This window comes from Branchiibius hedensis (genome assembly GCF_900108585.1).
In the GTDB taxonomy this organism is placed as follows: domain Bacteria; phylum Actinomycetota; class Actinomycetes; order Actinomycetales; family Dermatophilaceae; genus Branchiibius; species Branchiibius hedensis.
On the sequence record NZ_UESZ01000001.1, the window covers coordinates 1678854 to 1696507 of the forward strand.

Genomic DNA, 17654 nt, shown 5'->3' on the forward strand with positions numbered 1-17654 from the left:
GGACTCGCCCTATGGAAACCGTTGCGTAGACGCCCTCAGACAGCGGATTCCGCGTCAGCGGGTGCGGGGGTGGTCGCCCGATCAACCGCACCGCCGAACCGGCGGTCGCGCTCGGCGTACGTCTGGATCGCCTGCCACAGGTGGGTGCGGTCGAAGTCCGGCCACAACGTGTCGAGGAAGACCATCTCGGCGTACGCGGACTGCCAGACCAGGAAGTTGCTGGTGCGCTGCTCGCCGGAGGAGCGCACGAACAGGTCGACGTCGGGCATATCCGGCCAGGTGAGGTTGCGCGCGATCGTCTTCTCGTCGATCCGGCTGGGCTTCAACTCCCCGCGCTGCACCTGCTCGGCGATCCGGCGCGCGGCCTGGGCGATCTCGGCCCGGCCGCCGTAGTTCACGCACATCTGCAGGGTCATCACCGTGTTGCCGGCGGTGAGCTCCTCGGCGCGCTGCAACTCCCGCTGCACCGAGCGCCACAGCCGCGGCCGTTCGCCGTTCCAGCGGCAGCGCACTCCCCAGGAGTGCAGCAGGTCCACGCGGCGGCGGATCACATCTCGGTTGAAGCCCATCAGGAAGCGGACCTCGTCCGGCGAGCGCCGCCAGTTCTCCGTGGAGAACATGTACGCCGACAGATTCGGCACGCCGATCTCGATGGCGCCGGCGATGACGTCGATCAGTTGCGCCTCGCCGGCCTCGTGGCCCTTGGTGCGCGGCAGACCCCGCTGGTTGGCCCAGCGGCCGTTGCCGTCCATGACCATCGCGACGTGCTGGGGGATCAACCGCGCCGGGATCTGCGGCGGCGTCGCGCCGCTGACGTGCGGGAAGGGTTTGTTCGTCATCCTGTTTCCACCAGGCGCAAGGATCGCACACCGCGTTCGAGATGCCATTGCACGTACGCCGCGACCAGACCCCGTGCCTCACGTCGCTCCGGCTCGTCGCTGGCGTCCGCTGCTTCCCAGTCACCGGTCTGCAACGCGGCCAACAACGCGAAGGTCTCGGTGCGGGGCGCCGCTGAACCGGGTGCGCGGCACTGCACACAGACCGCTCCCCCGCTGGCCAGGTTGAACGCCCGGTGCGGACCTTGCTGCCCGCAGCCGGCGCAGTCGGTGAAGCTGGCCGCCCAGCCACCGATCGCCAGGGCGCGCAACAGATAGGAATCCAGCACCAGGCCGGCCGAGTGGTCGCCGCGCGCGAGGGCTGCGAGCGCCCCGGTCAGCAGGGTGAACTGGGGCCGGCTGGTCTCGCGCTCCTCGGTCAACCGGTCCGCGGTTTCGAGGACGGCACTGGCCGCCGTGTAGGCGCCGTAGTCGCGGGCGATGTGATCGCCGTACGCCGCGTGGATCGCGGTCTCTTTGACCGTGTCCAGGTTCGTCTTGCCGGTGTAGCACTGGACGTCGGCGAGCATCCCCGGCTCGAGGCGAGCACCGGCGCGGGAGCGGGTTTTGCGGGCACCGTGTTGCACCGCGCGGATCTTGCCGTGGTCGCGGGTCAGCATCGTGATGATGCGGTCGCTCTCGCGCAGTTTGTGGGTCCGCAGCACGATGGCGGCATCACGGTAAAGGGGCATGATCCATCTATTGTCGCGCGGCGCACCGACAACTTCGATCACCGACGTGCTGCGAGCGCGAAATCAGATTCACCTGCAACTTCTGGCGATGTCGTCACCAATCGTGGTGTTCCAGCCCACCGACCCAGCAACTGATGGCGGTGTCGTCACGAATCACCCTGCGGGCGGCACCTGGGTCAGCGTGAATTCGTTGCCGTCGAGGTCGCGCATCGTGCTGGCATCGATCTCGGTGGCGCCCAGCGCGCTCAGTGCTGTGCGCGCTTGGTCCAGGTCCGTCGTACTCACATCGAATCGGATCCGATCACGCTCGTAGCGCGGCAACAGCGGCGGCCCGCTCCACGTGATCTTCGAACCTCCGGCCGGCGACTGGATGGCCGTCTCCTCGTCCTGGTCCCAGACCAGCGGCCATCCCAGCGCCTGACTCCAGAAGTAGCCGAGCGCCTGGGTGCCGTCGCAGTTGATCGCACCGATGGTGCCGGTGTCAGCCAGGAAGCGGTTGCCGGGCTCGATGATGCACAGTTCGTTGCCTTCGGGATCGGCCAGCACCTCGTGGCCGTCGGCTTCGGTCTGCCCGATGTCGATCAACCGGCCGCCAGCGTCGAGCGCCCGCTGCACGGTCGCGGCCATCGCGACCGGGGAGTCGGTGGTGAGGTCGAAGTGGATCTTGTTCTGCCCAGGCTTGGGGGTGTCGACCGGCCGGATCGTGATGACGTACGCCGACCCGTCGGTCGGTGCCAGCGTGACCGTCCCGTCCGGCGCCGGGTGGGCGTTCCAGCCCAGCACCTCGCTCCAGAAGCGCGCTTGGGCGGCGACGTCGGTTGCGTCGATCGAAATCCCGCGGAAGGTCAAGTTCGCTGGCATAGCTCCATCATCGGCCGACGGGCAATCTACGGACCAGACCGCGACTCGTGGCTCTTTGGTCACCACCCGCTGTGCCACCGCCATCTCAGCCCACGACTCGTGACTTTGTTGACGTACATCGCGAGGCCAACGCCGCCCTCCATCTCCTTCGCACACAGATCCCAAAGGCACTGACGTATGAAGCGCATTGCCGTGCTCAAGAAAATTCGTAGCGCAGCAAAAGCTGCCGACGTGGAGTTCCAGCAGTTCGAGCTCACCGGCCACACGGCGGTCAGAGTGGGTCGCACAACGCGAACCATTGGCCGCCATCACGAGATCGACGACCTGACCGCGAGGAAGTTCTTCGATCAGTTCGCTGAAGAACTCGGCGGGAAGGGATGGCGGCGATGAAGGTCAGAGTCACAGCCGAACGCAGCCCGCGCGGATGGTGGATGCTCGAATCGGAGAACGGCGCAGTCGACCAGGTGCGACGGCTTGAGCATGCCGACGGTGCTATTCGCGAAGCTGTAGCTCACCTCGCCGGCATCCCCGATGCGGATATCGAGATTGAGGTCGTACCGGTGTTGCCGGAGGGGTTCGAGCAAGCGAAACGTCAGGCAGCCGACCTGCGCGCACAAGCCGAACTACTTCAAGCACAGGCAGCGGCCGCCAACCGGAAGGCAGCCAGCGCTCTTGCAGAGTCAGGTTTGACCGTCCGAGACATCGGTCGACTGATGGGGATCTCGCCTCAGCGAGCGAGCCAGTTGGTGTCGTCACATCGGACTGACTAGCGGCCGGCGGTCGGCCTTTTGGCGACCCCAAAGGCGTTGACGAGGTCGGCCAGGCTGGCGGGATCAGAAATCGTCAGTGACGGCAGTTCATCCGCAGTGAACCACCGCAGATCGTCGTGTTCCTCTGGCGCGACGTTCATCGGCTGGCCTTGCCAGGTCGTCACGATGAACGCGTGTTTCTCTAGGGCTGGGTCAGACACCGTCATCGGCACGGGACTGGCATCAAGAATCTCGATCGCGAGTTCTTCCCGGCATTCGCGGCGGATCGCTTCCTGAGGAGTCTCCCCCGGCTCGACGTGGCCGCCGGGGAGGTCCCAGCAGTCCGGATAGTTGGCCCGCTGCGGATGTCGATGAACCAGCAGCAGTCGGCCGTCGTGGACGAGCGCCGCCACGGCGATTGAGATCCGCTCTGTCACGCCACGAGTCAACCAGAAGGGGCCAGCCCACGACTGGTGGCGCTTTCGTCAGCACCCGCGGTGGCACCTGCGGCGAGCCTGGCGCACCCGGCTATCGCACGTGGCGGCCAGCGTGAGGTCTAGTGCCGAGAGGACTCCCACACCAGGAATCCGACGAAACCGACCAGGCACACTACGACCGCGATGTGCCACCAGAGGTAGTCACGCAGGACCGCGATGAACTCACGCAAGTACGCCGATGGCACGTAGTACGAAGCGGTGGGCGCCGCGATCACCTCGGCGCGCAGTCCGAGGCTGCGGGCGATCAGCGCCGCGCGGAACGTGTGATAGTCGTTCGTGGCGATCAGCATTGACCCGCCGGGGCGGACTTGTTGGGCGATGGCGACCCCGAACTGCAGGTTCTGGCGGGTGTTGACTGCTTGGTCTTCCAGCACGGCGTGGTCCGCCGGAATGCCCTGCGATTCAGCGTATTCCGCCATGGCTGCCGCCTCTGAACGCGATTCGTCGGCGCCCTGTCCGCCGGAGAAGACCAGGACCGGGAGCGACTCTCCGGCTGCCTCACGCTGTCGGTAGACGTCGATGGCCCGATCAATGCGGCGCTGCAGTAGCGGTGGCGGTTTGCCGTCGAAGATCTTTGACCCGAGCACCAGCACCACGTCTGCCGTGGGTCGACGGGTGGATGCGCGATAGATGACAGAAAAGGCGAGGAAAGCAGCGAAGACGAGCGTGATGTAGAACGCCACCAACAGGCACGCCACCAGCAGACCGATCGACCAGATCGAGCGCTGGATCAGCAGCAACGCCGCAAGCAACGGCAGAGCAATCAGGAACAGCCCGACGACTGCCGGAAGCAGATTCGCCAGTGATCGACCCTCACGACGGATGACGATCACCGAGTTGAGGATGAGGAAGACCGCGGTGCCGAGGGTCAGGAGCAACAGCCCGGCAGCGAGGACCACCACCAAGATCTGCGCGAACCTACTGTTGGAGTGGCCGATAGCGATCCACGCAAAGAGCACCGCGAAAACAGCCGCGACCCCGATGCGCAACTGCCGTCGATCCTTGCGGAAGCTCGCCACCGCCGCGACAACGCTGAGCGCACACAGGATCCACCACGTCATGGTCAGATCGTATGGAACTCATCACCGCCGCATACCGTGGAACCATGACCAACGACAGGTACGACGCGATCATCGTCGGCGGCGGGCACAACGGCCTGACCGCCGCCGCCTACCTGGGCCGGGCCGGCAAACGCGTGCTGCTGCTCGAAGCCCAGGATCACCTCGGTGGCGCCAGTGTGTCGCAGCGACCGTTCGAGGGCCTTGATGCTCGACTGTCCCGCTATTCCTATCTGGTCAGCCTGCTCCCCCAACAGATCATTGACGACCTTGGTCTGCGAATCACGTTGCGGCGCAGGCGATTCTCCTCCTACACCCCACTTCCCGGGACCGACCGCGGGTTGCTCATCGACCACGGCGACGCTGACGCGACCGCTGCATCGTTCGCCGCGATCGGCGCCGAGGACGACATCGACGGGTGGCGCACGTTCTACGACCGGGTTGGCGTCCTGGGCCGTGCGCTGTGGCCAACCGTCACCGGTCCGTTGCCGACACGCAGCGACGTACGGCGATTGGTCGCCGACGACTCGATCGTCACCGACTTCGTCGAGCGGCCCCTGGGTGAGGTCATCGAGCGGTCCGTGCAGAACGATCTGGTGCGCGGCCTGATCCTCACTGATGGTCTGATTGGAACGTTCGCCTCGGCGTACGAGCCGGATCTACGCCAGAACATCTGCTTCCTCTACCACGTCATGGGCGGCGGCACGGGCGACTGGGATGTGCCGGTCGGCGGCATGGGAACGGTCAGCGGCGACCTCGAACGCGCTGCGCGGGAAGCCGGCGCGGACCTGCGCACCGGCGTACGCGTGGACTCGATCAGCGACGGCACGGTCACCTGGGACGGCGGGCAAGCGCAGGCGCCGACCATCCTGTGGGCGGCGGCGCCCGCGGTGCTCGACCAGGTCATGGGAGCCGAGCCGCCGACCGTTGAAGGCGCCCAGGTCAAGGTCAACCTGTTGCTGGAGCGCCTGCCGCAACTCAAGGACGGCGTCGATCCGAAGGCGGCGTTCGGCGGCACGTTCCACATCAACGAGTCGTTCGAACAGCTCGAATCAGCCTATGCTGCAGCGAGTTCCGGCCGCTCACCCTCGCCTGTTCCAGCAGAGATCTACTGCCACTCCCTGACCGATCCGAGCATCCTGTCGACGCAGTTGCAGGAGGCGGGCGCGCAGACGCTGACCATCTTCGCGCTGCACACCCCACACCGGCTGCTCGACGGTCGCAACCCCGACGTGGTGCGCGCGGAATTCGAGCGACGGGTCCTGGACTCGCTATCGAGCGTGCTGGCCGAGCCGATCGAGGAGGTGTTGATGCGCGAACCCGACGGGCGGTTGTGCGTGGAAGCCAAGACGACCGGCGATCTTCAGGAGACTCTCGGCATGCCCGGCGGCAACATCTTCCACGCGCCGCTCACCTGGCCGTTCGCGGAGGACGACGAAGACCTGGGTACGCCGGCCGCGCGCTGGGGGGTCACCTCGCCGTACGACGGGGTCCTCATCGCGGGAGCCGGATCACGCCGGGGCGGAGGGGTTTCCGGTCTCGGTGGCTACCACGCAGCGATGGCGGCGCTTGGGCGCTAAGGAACTCACGACGGGGCCAGCTCGTTGACTCTCCGTGACTCTCGCCGATGACCTGGACCGACTGATCGCCCTCGGCGTACCTGCTCTCGCCCATCTGACGGACGACGAATTCGCCTCTCTCGCGGACCGCTCCCAGGTGGAGCGACACGGTCACCGACTCGTACACCACTCTTATGGACTCAACCTCACGAATTCTGATCAGTGCGTGGTCAGCCCACCCCGCCGGTCGTGGTGCTCGCGGGGTCAGGGCCGAACCGCCATGAAGCATTGTCGAACGTCCGCGTCTGGTCCCAACGAGCTCTAGTGGGGCCTGACCCCTCAGCGAAGTTGGACGTCTAATCCTCACGATCAGGGCGAGTGATTCGTATGGCTCTCTTCGACAGTGCGCTGGTAGAACTCATCAGCCCAATGATTGGACTCGAAGATGGCCCGCATAACGAGCGAGTCGCCGACGCTGCCCGTGTTCACCAACGAGTCGATGTCAGCGGTGCCGAGACCCGTGCGGTAGGTGTCCATTGCTGCGCGCCGCGTGATTTCCCACTGGCCGACGCTGATCGGGTCGAGGGCCGCATGGGTCCCGCGGACCCGCCCGGACCCAGCATTCGTGTGACCGAGTTGCGCAAGGAGGCGGTAGCCAGCCTTTACGGCTGCCCTCGGCAGACTGGCGGCGTGCACCGACACGTCGCCGTAGATGTGTGCTGCCTTGTGCACTGCTCGGCCAATGGCTACGTGGTCTGGATGACCGGTCAAGCCGTCGACTCCGACCGTGAGAATCTCATCAGGTTGTGTGCGTTCGATGGCGTGGATCACGGCGGCGATCAACTTGTCGGGATCCTCAGAGGCCACCGTGTGGCCGCCTGGCAGGTCCTCCCATTCGGCCTCGTCGCCAAGCCACGCCCATGATGAAACCCCTAGTAGGTCAAGGCTCCGCTCGTATTTCGCGAGTCTCGTGCGTCTAGCTTCGGTCACATCCGAGACTCTCCTGATTTCACTTGCTTCTCCGCCGGTAGCAACTACCCCGACGACATTCCAACCACTGCTGACGCGGTCGAGGATGCCACCAGCGTTCGCGAAGACCTCGTCATCGGGATGCGCGTGAATCGCCACAGCTTTGGGCACATGAAGAAGGCTAGAGGTGCCTTCCCTGCTCCAGGCAGATATCGTGCGACGCCGGTAAACCACCAAACAATACTCTGTCGAGCCACGCCTCTTCCGTCGTGAAACTGGCTGTCAGCCGTTGTTGCCGGGAGCCTGGGCGGGCTGTGCCGTTTTGGGCCGAGGTCCTGGGGGTTTGCCGTTGCCGACGTAGGTGATGCCTGGGGCGGGGCGGGTGTGTTCCGCGATGACTTCGCCGTCCAGGGTCGAGATGATCACCCGGTCGCCGGGGTTGATGCCATCGGTGATGACGAGGACTTTCTCGAAGACGTGGCCGGGGTCGATCTTGTAGCTCACCGAGTCCACGCTCACGGTGCCGGGTGTGCCCACACTCCGCACGCGCGTGTCAGCAGGCAGATCGGCCGGGACGGCTTGCTTGGGTCGCCGGTAGCGGCTCGGCGGCCGGCGAGCAGCGAAGCCCTCCCAGGTATCGGGTCGTGGCCGCGGCTGATCTGCCTTGGCTGTTGCTTCCCACGCCACCAGCGGTGTCACCCGCCCGGGCAGCCCCTGATGCGGGCGCATCGTGTTGTAGAGGTCGTCGAACGCATCGACCTGACCCTGTAACTCCTGCAACGTGTTGGCTAAGCGTTGCTTGTCCAGGTACCGGAACAGGGTCTGGTGGAAGCGCTCGTTCTTACCCTGCGTGGTGGGCTTATACGGCTTACCGGTGATCGCCTGCAACCCCAGCGCGGTGACGTGTTCCACCAGCTGCCCGAGGATCCCGCGCCGGGAAGGGTTCAGCGCCATCCCGTTGTCGGACAGCAACCGTTGCGGCACCCCGTGCGCCGCGACGGCTTTGTCGAACACGGCGATCGCGGCCTGCGCAGTTTCACTGTCGGCGACATGGGAGGCCACGGCGTACCGGGAGTGATCATCGATCAGCTGGAAGATCACGCATTTGCGTCCACCGGTCAGGACGTACTCGGTGGCATCCAGTTGCCAGCACGCGTTCGGGGCCGGGTACACGAACCGTCGCCACGCCGAGCGGGGCTTCTTGCGCGGCTCCACCCGGGCCACACCGGTTTGGCGGAAGACCCGCGCCAACGCCGCGGTCGAGGGCACCGGGTCCAGGCCCATCGCGTGCATCTTGTCGTGCACGCTGATCGGGCCGTGATCCAACCCGGAAGCCTCCAACGCGGCCCGAACCTCCAACGCCTGCTTCGTGACCTCATCGTCGAGCCGGGTAGGGCTCGATGCTGGGCGGCGGGTCCGTGGTTCCAGCACCGACGCCGGACCGTCCGTCAACGCCCGGTTACGCAGGACGTAGAACGACTTACGGGAAATGCCGTGCTCCGCGCAGAACGTCGACACCGCGCCACGCGGCGCGTCATCAGGCCACTGCGAGATCGCAAGACGGACACGAGGATCAATGGGTTCAGTACCAGTCACCCCCGAAGCCTGAGATCACAAGTGTCACCACCAAGACCGGCCGAAGTGTTACCGATGTCCTGAGAGATGACACATGACCCGCCTTCTCGACAGGCCAAAGGTTCGAACATATGGTCGATACATGCATGCGCTGCAGGGCTCGCTCTGGGACCAGATCGACGAAGTCGGCCTGCGCACACTGGGCGGTGCCGTGCAGCGCATCGAACTCACCGACGGTGCCTGGATCGACTTGCGGCCCGGCTGGGTGACCGGCGCGGACACCCTGTTCGAGCGCCTCAACCTCGGCGGCAGCGCCGGCGTCGAATGGCGCGGCGAACGACGGGTCATATGGGACAAGGAACTGCCCACCCCACGCCTGCTGCGGTTCTACCGCGAGCGCGAACCCCTGCCCGATCCGGTGATCGAGCAGGCACGCGAGGCGCTGACCGCCTACTACCGAGCCGAACCGTTCGCGACCGTCGGCATGTGCCTCTACCGCGACCATCGCGACTCCGTCGCCTGGCACGGCGACCGGTTCGGCCGCGGTGCCACGCACGACACCATGGTCGCGATCGTGTCGGTCGGCGCACCTCGCGCGCTGCTGCTGCGGCCGGCCGGTGGCGGACCGTCCCGCCGGTTCCTGCTCGGCCACGGCGACCTGATCGTGATGGGTGGCAGCTGCCAGCGAACGTGGGATCACGCCGTGCCCAAATCGAGTACGCCGACCGGTCCCCGGATCAGCATCCAGTTCCGTCCCGCGGGGGTTAGATAATCGATCCGTGCGTGCCCTCGCCCGGATGTCCGCGATCGTCGCCGTCCTCGGCGTCACCTCCGGAGTGGTCGGCGGCCTGCTCGTCATCCTGCTCCACGCGGTGCAACACCTCGCCTTCGGCTACTCCGAGGGCCTCTTCCTCTACGGCTCCGAACAAGCCCCCGCGTGGCGCCGGTTGGTCTGCCTCATGCTGGCCGGTCTGATCGCTGGCGTCGGTTGGTGGGCGGTGTATCGGTGGTTCAAACCTCTGGTCTCCATCGGTTCCGCCCTGGGGCGGGAAGACACTGAGGGCCGCCGAATGCCCTTCTGGCCCACAGTTGTTCACGGTCTGCTGCAAATCGTCACCGTCGCGCTCGGCTCTCCGCTCGGCCGTGAGGTCGCACCGCGAGAGATCTCCGCAGCGATCGCCGACCGCGTCACCGAGTGGCTCGGCGTCCTCGGGCATCCGCGGCGGGTCCTGATTGCCAGTGCGGCCGGTGCCGGTCTGGCCGCCGTGTACGGCGTACCCCTGGGTGGCGCCGTGTTCACCCTTGAAGTGTTGTTGGTGTCGTTCGCGTGGTCGGCGGTCATCCCTGCCCTGGCGTGCAGTGCCATCGCCGCCGGCGTGGCCGCCGCCATCGTGCCCGACGACCTGCAATACACCGTCGGGCACACACCGGTCACGACGTCGGTGTGGTTCTGGGCGGTCGTCTTCGGACCGCTGTGCGGTCTGGCCGCGTGGGCGTTCCGCTGGTTCACCCGGCGATGCGCGGCGTCCGCTCCTCGGGACTGGCAGCTCATCCCCCGGGCGTTTGCTGCGTTCACGACTGTCGGGATCATCTCGATGGTGCTGCCGCAGATCCTGGGAAACGGCAAGGCCGCCGCACAGGTCGGTTTCGACCATACGGTCGGGTTCTGGATGCTGTTGGCCCTGCTGGCAGCGCGGGTGGTTGCCGTCGGTCTCGCCCTCCTCGGCGGCGGCCAGGGCGGTCTGCTGACGCCGGCCATCGCGAACGGCTCCCTGTTGGGCGCCCTGGTCGGGACGCTGTGGAGTGGCCTGAACCCGGGGGCGATCGTCACGACGTACGCGCTGATCGGCGCGGCGGCGTTCTTGGCAGCGGCGCAACGGATGCCGGCCACGGCGATCCTGCTGGTCTTCGAGCTGACCCGGATGGATGCCGCGATGCTCGGGCCGGCCATGGTGGCCGCCGCGGGCTCGGCCGCGATCGAGCGAGCGTTGGCCAACCGCGTGCGCCACTAAGGTGGCCAACGTGGGCTTCTACGGGGAACGCATCCTGCCCCGCCTGGTCGACGTGACCTGCGGGTCGGCGAAATTGCGCCCCATTCGCAGCTGGGCCTGCGAAGGGCTGACGGGGCATGTCGTAGAACTCGGCTTCGGTTCAGGCGCGAACGTCGGTGTCTACCCCGCCGCCGTGACTCAGGTGACCGCTATCGAGCCGTCGGATGCCGCCTGGGCAATGGCCGCAGACCGCCTCGCCACCGCGAAGATCCCCATCCAGCGCGGTGGACTCGACGGGGCCCGAATTCCGTTCGCGGACAACACCTTCGACGCAGCCCTCAGCACATTCACCTTGTGCACCGTGCCCGATCTGCCCACGGCTCTCGGGGAAGTGCGACGGGTCGTCAAACCCGGTGGTGCGGTGCACTTCCTGGAGCACGGTCTGGCCCCCGATGAGAACGTCCGCCGTTGGCAGCACCGCCTCGACCCGATCGAGCAACGCGTCGCCGGCGGCTGCCATCTCACCCGCGACATCGCGGCAGAGCTCACCCGTGCCGGACTGGTCATCATTCAGAGCAAGCAGTTCTACGGAGCACGACCCAAGTCGTTCGGCGCCCTGACCGTGGGCGTGGCACAGGTCTGATCAGTTCAGGTCGGCCCGGATCCGGCTGAACACGATCAGGTCCACCCGACCCTCGTGCAGGAAGCCGGCGTTGCGCAGCGTCCCCTCCTGCACGTACCCGGCCGAGCGGGCAACTCGTTGTGAAGCCACGTTGCCAGTGGCCACCCGGATCTCGACCCGTTCCATCTCCTGCGTGCGCAGCGCCCAATCGCCCAGTAGCCGCACCGCATCGGCCATCAGCCCACGGCCGCGGAAGGCGGGGTGCAACCAATAGCCGATCTCCGTCGTACGTCCCCGCCAGTCGGTCTTCTTCAGATCGATGACTCCTGCGAACGCACTGCCCACCCCAATCACTCGCGGGAACGCCGGGGGCGCAGTGTGGTTGTTGATCCACTCCACCGCGTGTTCACGCTCATAGGGCCGCGGCAGCGGAAGCCATTGCAGCGTCTGCGGATCCGAAGCACCGTCGACGATGGCGTCGGCATCGGACAATTCCACCGGCCGCAGAACGAATCCGTCACCGGCTAGCGTCACGTCGTCGAAATGATCTCGCACGGTGACGATTACAGCAGACCACGCTCGAATGCCACCCGCACCGCGGCCGCCCGGTCACTCACCCCGAGCTTGCTGTAGACGTGCAGCAAGTGCGTCTTGACCGTCGCCTCACTGACGAAGAGTTGTTGCGCCACAGTGTGATTCGTGCCGCCGTCCGCGATCGCTCGCAGCACCTCGACCTCGCGGTCGCTGAGCTGTTCCTCCCGGCGGCGGGCCACCAGCCGTTCCGCTGCGACCGGCGCGAGGACGGTGCGACCGGCAGCAACGTCCAGCACGGCTTGGATGAGTTCTTCTCGGCCCAACGCTTTGAGCAGGTAGCCGTCAGCACCAGCGTCAATCGCCGCCGTGATGTCCCGATCGGTCTCGTACGTCGTGAGCACCAGGATCGCGGGTCGGGCCGGGTCCTGCGCGCGCAGCGCCCGGATGGCATCGACACCATCCCCCGCCGGCATTCGCAGATCCATCAACACCACCTGCGGATCATGGCGCTGCACGAGAGCCACCGCCTCCGGCCCGCCCCCTGCTTCGGCGACCACCTCGATCTGGGAATGGCTGTCGAGCATCCCGCGGATACCGTTGCGCACGATCGGGTGATCGTCGACGATCAGGACAGTGACCACATCGTGAGTTGTCACGCAGGTGCCGCCACACCGATCAAACACCCTGCGCCGGAGTTTGATTCGACATCGAGTGAGCCGCCGACAGCTTCGACGCGCTCACGCATGTTCCGCAAACCGTGCCCCGCCTGAGCCAGGAGCGGATCGAAACCGCGACCGTCGTCTCGGACCTGGAGCAACAGACCGTCCTGGGTGTATTGCAACTCGACCTCGACGCAACTGGCCCCGGAGTGGCGTGCGACGTTGGACAGCGCCTCCTGACACACCCGCAGAATGACCTGGTCCTGCTCGGTGCGGGCCGGCGTGCCATGCACCGTCAACCGGGCCCGGATGTGGTGCCGGGACGACCAATCGTCCACCAGCGCACGCACCGCCTGCGCAGCAGAGGCATCGTCGAGCAAGGGCGAGCGCAGCGCAGAGACCGCCCGGCGCGCCTCCCCGAGCCCATCGCGCGCGAGTGACTTCGCCGCGTCCACCCGCGGGCGCCAATCCCCCTCCGAATCAATGGCTTCCAGTTGGCTGACGATGGCGACCAGATCCTGGGCGACGGTGTCGTGGATCTCACGGGACAACCGCTCCCGCTCCTGCAGGATGCCCTGCTCGTGCGCCCGCTCCAGCAGCTGGTCCTGCAGCTCCTGGTTACGTCGACTGACCTCGGCCAACGCGTCCGCCGCCGCCTCCCGCTGCTGCACCTCGCGCGCCCGCTTCATGCCGAAGTGCACGATCACCGCGACCACACCCGCATTGACCAGGCTGAGAGCCAGGAAGGCCCGCCAGTCCGACACCGCCTGCCCGAATCCGCCGACCTGCGACCCGGCCATGATCAGCGCGTTGAGGCCGAGCGCCACGATCAGGGCAGGGCCGTCGAAGAGCAGCATCGCGATGATGTAGCCGAAGAACCCGAAGATGCCGTAGACCGGCGAGATCGCGATCATCGCGGCGGTCATACTCAGATGCGCTGCACAGATCGCAACCCGTGACGACGTCGACAGTTCCCGCCGCCGCATCCACCACCCGGCCAACAGCGCACTGGCGACCGACAGAACGATCAGCAGCAGGTAGCCGAGCCGGCCGGAAGCCACGGGCACGACGATCGAGCACAGCAACGAGCCTGACAGCAGCACGAGCGGGGCCCATCGGACCGCGGTCACCGGGCCTTCTACCCGATCCCAGTACGGTCCCTGCACGGACTCCGTCTGCGATGTCATGACCTCCATCGTGACATCACTCCCAGCGGAACAACCGCACCGAGAGCAGGGACAGTCCGGCGGTCCACACCAGCATCACCAGAAGATGCGACCACCCGGGCCAGCCACCAGCGAGGGCATCCTGCAGCGCCCCGACAGCCGCACCGGCCGGGCTGAGGTCGGAGATGGTCTGCATCCAGCCGGGCATGGTCTGCCGTGGCCACCACAATCCGCCGAGGAAGGCCAGCACGAAGAACAGCACCGTCCCTGCCGCCGCGGCGACCTTGTTGCGCGTGAAGACACTGGCAACGACCATTCCGATCGACAACAAGCACAGCGTCATCACCGCGAAGGCGACCAGCAGCCCGATCGGATTGCCCGGCCAACCGGCACCCAGCAGAGCTGGCACGACCACGATCAGCAGCCCGACAACCAACGAGACCGCTGCCGTCAGGATGAACTGGGCGCTCAACAGCGCCGATGGGGACGCTGGGGTCGCCCGCAACCGCTTGAGCACACCCTGCTCGCGGTACCGGGTCAGCACGTCGGGTAACGCCTGGATCGCCAGTAGCGCGACCGCGAAGAACAGCAAGATCGGCTGGTACGTCGAGAACCAACTCAGCCCGCCCAGATCCTTCACCGGATTCCGCGTCGCGGGGATCGCGCCGAGCACGATGGCGGCGACAAGCGGCAAGATCGCCACCCACAGCACCACAGCAGGGTTGCGCCGCAACAGAATTGCTTCACTGCGCACCAGTCCACGCAAGCCGGTCATCGGCGTACCTCCTGCTTCTCCATCAACGCCACGAAGGCGTCCTCGAGGTTCGATTGGTCCACCCGCAGATCCCGTGCGCGGGTGCCGTGTGCGTCCAGCGCGAGGATGACGTCGGTGACGACGTCGGCGTCGCCTTCCACGTGGACAACCCCGCCCTCGGCCCGTGCCGCGCGCACGGAGGGCAGGGCTTGCAGTACGTCGATCGGCGGCGTTGCGTCGAGCGTGAAGCTCATCCGCTGGCCGGCTTCGAGGGTCGCCGCCAACCGGCCCGGTGTGTCGAGCGCGACCACGCGACCGTCGTCGATGACGACGACGCGGTCGCACAATCGCTGCGCTTCCTCCATGAAGTGCGACACCAGCAAGAAGGTCGTCCCGGTGTCGCGCAGTTGCTCGAGGATCGACCACACCTCCCGGCGCGCCTGCGGGTCGAGGCCGGTCGTCAATTCGTCCAGGATCGCCACTCTGGGTCGACCGATCAGCGCCAGGGCCACCGAGAGCCGTTGCTGCTGGCCCCCGCTCAGCCGCCCGAAGTAGCTGCCGCGAACCTGGGTCAGTCCCAGCCGATCGCGCAACTGGTCGATCGGTGCCGGGTCGTCGTAGAAGGAGGCGTACAGATTCAGCGCTTCGTCGACGGTGAGCTTCTCCGGCAGAGCGGCATCCTGCAGCTGCACCCCGAGAACCCTTCGCAGAGCGGGCTCGTCGGCGGCCGGATCGATTCCGCACACGGTGACCTGACCGGCGTCCCGCTCTCGCAGACCCGCGATGCACTCGACGGTCGTCGACTTGCCCGCTCCGTTGCGGCCAAGGACACCGAAGATCTCACCCGCGGCCACGTCGAACGACACGTCCTGCACGCCGCGGCCACCGGGATACTCCTTGCGCAAGCCGCGCACTGTGATGGCTGGTTCCATAACTCCAGCCTGCGGCGCCGAACGCCGCACCGCGTCAACCAGTCGGTTGATCTGCCTCCAGCGCAGCGCCGATCGCGGCGACCAACTCCCCTACCTGCGCATCGGTCATCGTGAAGGACGGCGAGATCTGGATCGCACCAGCGCCCGCTGCGCGGGTCGCGACGCCGAACCGGCGCAGTTTGGTAGCGAACGCCATCGCCGTCGGCGCATCTGCCAGCTGCACGGCTGCGACAGCACCTGTGCCAGAACGGATCTCGACCACGTCCGGATGCGAGGCCAGCGCAGCGAACGCGGTGTGCAGCGTCTGCTCCAGGCGGGCCGACTCCTCGAGCAAGCCCTCGGATTCGATGATGTCCAGGTTGGCCAGGGCCACGGCGGACGCGACGGCGTGGCCCGAATAGGTGTAGCCGTGCCGGAACCAGCGCCCCGCACCGGGCTCGAAGAACAGGTCGGCAACCTTCGGCGACACGAAGACCGCACCCATCGGAAGGTAGCCGGAGGTCAGCCCCTTGGCCGTGGTGATCATGTCCGGTTCCAGACCGAATCGCCCTGAGGCGAACCAGGATCCACCGATCCGGCCGAATCCGGTGACGACTTCATCGGCGATGAACAGCACGTCGTACTCCGTGCAGATCTTGCGCACCTCGGTGAGGTAGTCCGCCGGCGGCGGGTACACACCGCCAGCACCGATCACCGGCTCACAGAAGAAGGCCGCGACGTTCTCCTCCCCCAACTGCTCGATGGTTGCCCGCAAGTCCTGCGGGTCGTCCCAGACGACGTGCGCCTGGTCGGCGACCAGCGTGCCGTAGCCCTCGATGTTGCCCGGGATGCCCGCCAATGACGTTCCGGCGTAATGCATTCCGTGGTATGCCTTGGTCCGCCCGACGATATAGCGCCGGTCGGGCTGACCCATCTCCACCCAGTAGCGACGGGCCAGTTTGGCCGCGGTCTCGACCGAGTCGGAGCCGCCAGAGGTGAAGAAGATCTTGGATCCGGGCACCGGCGCGATACCGGCCAACCGGTCGGCCAGCTCCAGCGTGACGTCCGGGACGTAGTCGCCGAAGGTGCTGTAGTGCCCCAGCCGCTTCATCTGCTTCGCGGCGGCTTCGGCCAGCTCGACACGACCGTGCCCGACGTTCGTGAACCACAGACCAGCCGTCGCGTCGAGGTATTTGTTGCCGTCCGCGTCCCACACGTGAACGCCCTCACCGTGACTGATGACGAACTCACCGTTCGCCTCGACCGATGCCATATCCGAGAAGGGGTGCCAGAAGTTGCCCATAGGGGGACGCTATCGGGCGCTGCTGATGGGGCACAGTGGTGCCCATGGCGATCGACTATGTGGCCACCGTGCGTGAGCAGTCCGGCCGGTTCCTGTCCGTGCTGCGCGACACCCCACCGACCACACAGGTCCCGAGTTGTCCGGACTGGGATGCGGCTGACCTGGTCTGGCACCTGGGCGAGGTGCAGAGCTTCTGGGAGAACGTCGTACGCCGTGACATCACCGATGAGGACCGGGCCGAGGGTGTGGAGCGCCCCGAGCGACCTGCGGAGTACGCCGGGTTGCTGGCTTTCGGGGAGGAAGCCAGTGCCCAACTGGTCCGCACGTTGGGCCGCTACCCCGCGGACACGCAGCGCTACATGTGGGCTCATGACCCGGCGCTGCACACGGTCGGCTACATCAGCCGCCGCCAGGCGCTGGAAGCGCTGATCCACCGGGTGGACGCCGAGTTGACCGCTGCCGTGCCAACCGCGCCGATCGATCCGGCACTCGCCGCCGATGGCGTCGATGAGGTCGTGGACGTCATCCGCGGCGGGGCGATCCCCGACTGGGCGTCCTTCACGCCGGCCGCGGACAGGATCGTGGAGCTGACCGCGACGGACGTGCCGCGTCGATGGACCCTGCAACTGGGCCGCTTCGGCGGGGTCACCCCGGACGGTGTCGAGGTCAACGAGCACGGGTTCCAGCGCGTGGACGCTAGCCCGGACGTCAGCGCCACCGTCAGTGGCACCAGCGCGGATCTGCTGCTGTGGCTGTGGAATCGGCCGGCCGGACCCGTGGATACCGCGGGCGACCCGGATGCGCTGAGGAGCCTTGATTACGCTGTTGCTGAAGATATCGATTGAGACCTACATCACAACAGACATCACCTACCGGACA

At 66.6% G+C, this 17654-nt stretch carries 20 protein-coding genes; 7 read left to right on the forward strand and 13 right to left on the reverse strand.

Annotation, left to right across the window (positions count from 1 at the left end; genetic code table 11):
• Positions 1–35: 35 nt before the first annotated feature.
• The 3 genes from DR843_RS08210 to DR843_RS08220 all read right to left on the reverse strand — a co-directional run bounded on the left by DR843_RS08210 (position 36) and on the right by DR843_RS08220 (position 2428).
• Positions 36–839: an isoprenyl transferase gene (locus DR843_RS08210; protein ID WP_109684916.1), complete on the reverse strand. Its 804-nt coding sequence runs from the start codon at positions 837–839 to the stop codon at positions 36–38.
• A complete protein-coding gene (gene recO, locus DR843_RS08215) occupies positions 836–1567 on the reverse strand; it encodes a DNA repair protein RecO (RefSeq protein ID WP_109684917.1) in 732 nt (243 codons plus the stop codon). The genes DR843_RS08210 and recO overlap by 4 nt, the downstream gene beginning before the upstream one ends.
• A 153-nt stretch (positions 1568–1720) precedes the next feature.
• Positions 1721–2428, reverse strand: a complete 708-nt coding sequence (locus tag DR843_RS08220) for a VOC family protein (protein ID WP_109684918.1) — start codon at positions 2426–2428, stop codon at positions 1721–1723.
• 177 nt (positions 2429–2605) lie between these two features.
• Here DR843_RS08220 and DR843_RS08225 point away from each other — a divergent pair, with 177 nt between their 5' ends.
• Complete coding sequence (locus DR843_RS08225; protein WP_109684919.1) at positions 2606–2818, forward strand: ribonuclease PH; 213 nt, start codon at positions 2606–2608, stop codon at positions 2816–2818.
• Positions 2815–3198 carry a hypothetical protein gene (locus DR843_RS08230; RefSeq protein WP_109684920.1) on the forward strand — a complete coding sequence of 128 codons (384 nt, stop codon included), beginning with the start codon at positions 2815–2817 and terminating at the stop codon, positions 3196–3198. The genes DR843_RS08225 and DR843_RS08230 overlap by 4 nt, the downstream gene beginning before the upstream one ends.
• On the opposite strand, the gene DR843_RS08235 is transcribed toward DR843_RS08230, so the two are convergent.
• Positions 3195–3614: an NUDIX domain-containing protein gene (locus DR843_RS08235; protein WP_109684921.1), complete on the reverse strand. Its 420-nt coding sequence runs from the start codon at positions 3612–3614 to the stop codon at positions 3195–3197. The genes DR843_RS08230 and DR843_RS08235 overlap by 4 nt on opposite strands.
• Before the next feature lie 119 nt (positions 3615–3733).
• Positions 3734–4735, reverse strand: coding sequence for a YdcF family protein (locus DR843_RS08240; protein ID WP_109684922.1), 1002 nt, complete (start codon positions 4733–4735; stop codon positions 3734–3736).
• Positions 4736–4779: 44 nt separating this feature from the next.
• On the opposite strand from DR843_RS08240, the gene DR843_RS08245 reads away from it, so the two are divergent.
• A complete protein-coding gene (locus DR843_RS08245; protein ID WP_109688736.1) occupies positions 4780–6312 on the forward strand; it encodes a phytoene desaturase family protein in 1533 nt (510 codons plus the stop codon).
• Positions 6313–6660: 348 nt separating this feature from the next.
• Here DR843_RS08245 and DR843_RS08250 read toward each other — a convergent pair whose 3' ends face one another.
• Positions 6661–7431 carry a PIG-L deacetylase family protein gene (locus DR843_RS08250; protein WP_170119790.1) on the reverse strand — a complete coding sequence of 257 codons (771 nt, stop codon included), beginning with the start codon at positions 7429–7431 and terminating at the stop codon, positions 6661–6663.
• Between the two features lie 111 nt (positions 7432–7542).
• Positions 7543–8856, reverse strand: a complete 1314-nt coding sequence (locus DR843_RS08255) for a DDE-type integrase/transposase/recombinase (RefSeq protein ID WP_109684924.1) — start codon at positions 8854–8856, stop codon at positions 7543–7545.
• A gap of 121 nt (positions 8857–8977) precedes the next feature.
• On the opposite strand from DR843_RS08255, the gene DR843_RS08260 reads away from it, so the two are divergent.
• Genes DR843_RS08260 through DR843_RS08270 form a run of 3 tightly spaced genes read left to right on the forward strand, consistent with a single transcriptional unit; the run spans position 8978 to position 11469 of the window.
• A complete protein-coding gene (locus tag DR843_RS08260; RefSeq protein ID WP_109684925.1) occupies positions 8978–9607 on the forward strand; it encodes an alpha-ketoglutarate-dependent dioxygenase AlkB in 630 nt (209 codons plus the stop codon).
• 7 nt (positions 9608–9614) lie between these two features.
• Positions 9615–10847 (forward strand): chloride channel protein, encoded by a 1233-nt coding sequence (locus DR843_RS08265; protein WP_146202517.1) that lies wholly within the window; start codon positions 9615–9617, stop codon positions 10845–10847.
• A 10-nt stretch (positions 10848–10857) separates the two neighbouring features.
• Positions 10858–11469: a class I SAM-dependent methyltransferase gene (locus DR843_RS08270; protein ID WP_109688738.1), complete on the forward strand. Its 612-nt coding sequence runs from the start codon at positions 10858–10860 to the stop codon at positions 11467–11469.
• On the opposite strand, the gene DR843_RS08275 is transcribed toward DR843_RS08270, so the two are convergent.
• From DR843_RS08275 to DR843_RS08300, 6 genes are read right to left on the reverse strand one after another with little or no spacing between them, the layout of a single operon-like run.
• The gene (locus tag DR843_RS08275; RefSeq protein ID WP_170119791.1) at positions 11470–12003 is read right to left on the reverse strand and encodes a GNAT family N-acetyltransferase; all 534 of its coding nucleotides are present in this window, start codon (positions 12001–12003) and stop codon (positions 11470–11472) included. It abuts the gene before it with no gap.
• Between the two features lie 8 nt (positions 12004–12011).
• The gene (locus tag DR843_RS08280; protein WP_245934060.1) at positions 12012–12638 is read right to left on the reverse strand and encodes a response regulator; all 627 of its coding nucleotides are present in this window, start codon (positions 12636–12638) and stop codon (positions 12012–12014) included.
• Positions 12635–13828, reverse strand: coding sequence for a sensor histidine kinase (locus DR843_RS08285; protein WP_170119792.1), 1194 nt, complete (start codon positions 13826–13828; stop codon positions 12635–12637). The genes DR843_RS08280 and DR843_RS08285 overlap by 4 nt, the downstream gene beginning before the upstream one ends.
• 16 nt (positions 13829–13844) lie before the next feature.
• Positions 13845–14582, reverse strand: coding sequence for an ABC transporter permease (locus tag DR843_RS08290; RefSeq protein WP_109684930.1), 738 nt, complete (start codon positions 14580–14582; stop codon positions 13845–13847).
• On the reverse strand, positions 14579–15493 hold the full coding sequence (locus DR843_RS08295) for an ABC transporter ATP-binding protein (RefSeq protein ID WP_109684931.1): 915 nt from the start codon (positions 15491–15493) through the stop codon (positions 14579–14581). The genes DR843_RS08290 and DR843_RS08295 overlap by 4 nt, the downstream gene beginning before the upstream one ends.
• Before the next feature lie 34 nt (positions 15494–15527).
• A complete protein-coding gene (locus tag DR843_RS08300; protein WP_109684932.1) occupies positions 15528–16775 on the reverse strand; it encodes an aminotransferase family protein in 1248 nt (415 codons plus the stop codon).
• 44 nt (positions 16776–16819) lie between these two features.
• Between DR843_RS08300 and DR843_RS08305 the strand changes: the two genes are divergently transcribed.
• Positions 16820–17620: a maleylpyruvate isomerase family mycothiol-dependent enzyme gene (locus tag DR843_RS08305; RefSeq protein WP_109684933.1), complete on the forward strand. Its 801-nt coding sequence runs from the start codon at positions 16820–16822 to the stop codon at positions 17618–17620.
• Positions 17621–17654 lie beyond the last annotated feature (34 nt).

Excerpts from the sequence above, each read along its gene's own strand:
- DR843_RS08210 (WP_109684916.1), bottom strand. The coding sequence starts at position 839 with ATGACGAACAAACCCTTCCCGCACGTCAGCGGCGCGACGCCGCCGCAG.
- DR843_RS08300 (WP_109684932.1), bottom strand. The coding sequence starts at position 16,775 with ATGGGCAACTTCTGGCACCCCTTCTCGGATATGGCATCGGTCGAGGCG.
- DR843_RS08225 (WP_109684919.1), top strand. The coding sequence starts at position 2,606 with ATGAAGCGCATTGCCGTGCTCAAGAAAATTCGTAGCGCAGCAAAAGCT.
- DR843_RS08245 (WP_109688736.1), top strand. The coding sequence starts at position 4,780 with ATGACCAACGACAGGTACGACGCGATCATCGTCGGCGGCGGGCACAAC.
- DR843_RS08260 (WP_109684925.1), top strand. The coding sequence starts at position 8,978 with ATGCATGCGCTGCAGGGCTCGCTCTGGGACCAGATCGACGAAGTCGGC.
- DR843_RS08230 (WP_109684920.1), top strand. The coding sequence starts at position 2,815 with ATGAAGGTCAGAGTCACAGCCGAACGCAGCCCGCGCGGATGGTGGATG.
- DR843_RS08220 (WP_109684918.1), bottom strand. The coding sequence starts at position 2,428 with ATGCCAGCGAACTTGACCTTCCGCGGGATTTCGATCGACGCAACCGAC.
- DR843_RS08305 (WP_109684933.1), top strand. The coding sequence starts at position 16,820 with ATGGCGATCGACTATGTGGCCACCGTGCGTGAGCAGTCCGGCCGGTTC.
- DR843_RS08290 (WP_109684930.1), bottom strand. The coding sequence starts at position 14,582 with ATGACCGGCTTGCGTGGACTGGTGCGCAGTGAAGCAATTCTGTTGCGG.
- DR843_RS08295 (WP_109684931.1), bottom strand. The coding sequence starts at position 15,493 with ATGGAACCAGCCATCACAGTGCGCGGCTTGCGCAAGGAGTATCCCGGT.
- DR843_RS08240 (WP_109684922.1), bottom strand. The coding sequence starts at position 4,735 with ATGACGTGGTGGATCCTGTGTGCGCTCAGCGTTGTCGCGGCGGTGGCG.
- recO (WP_109684917.1), bottom strand. The coding sequence starts at position 1,567 with ATGCCCCTTTACCGTGATGCCGCCATCGTGCTGCGGACCCACAAACTG.
- DR843_RS08285 (WP_170119792.1), bottom strand. The coding sequence starts at position 13,828 with ATGACATCGCAGACGGAGTCCGTGCAGGGACCGTACTGGGATCGGGTA.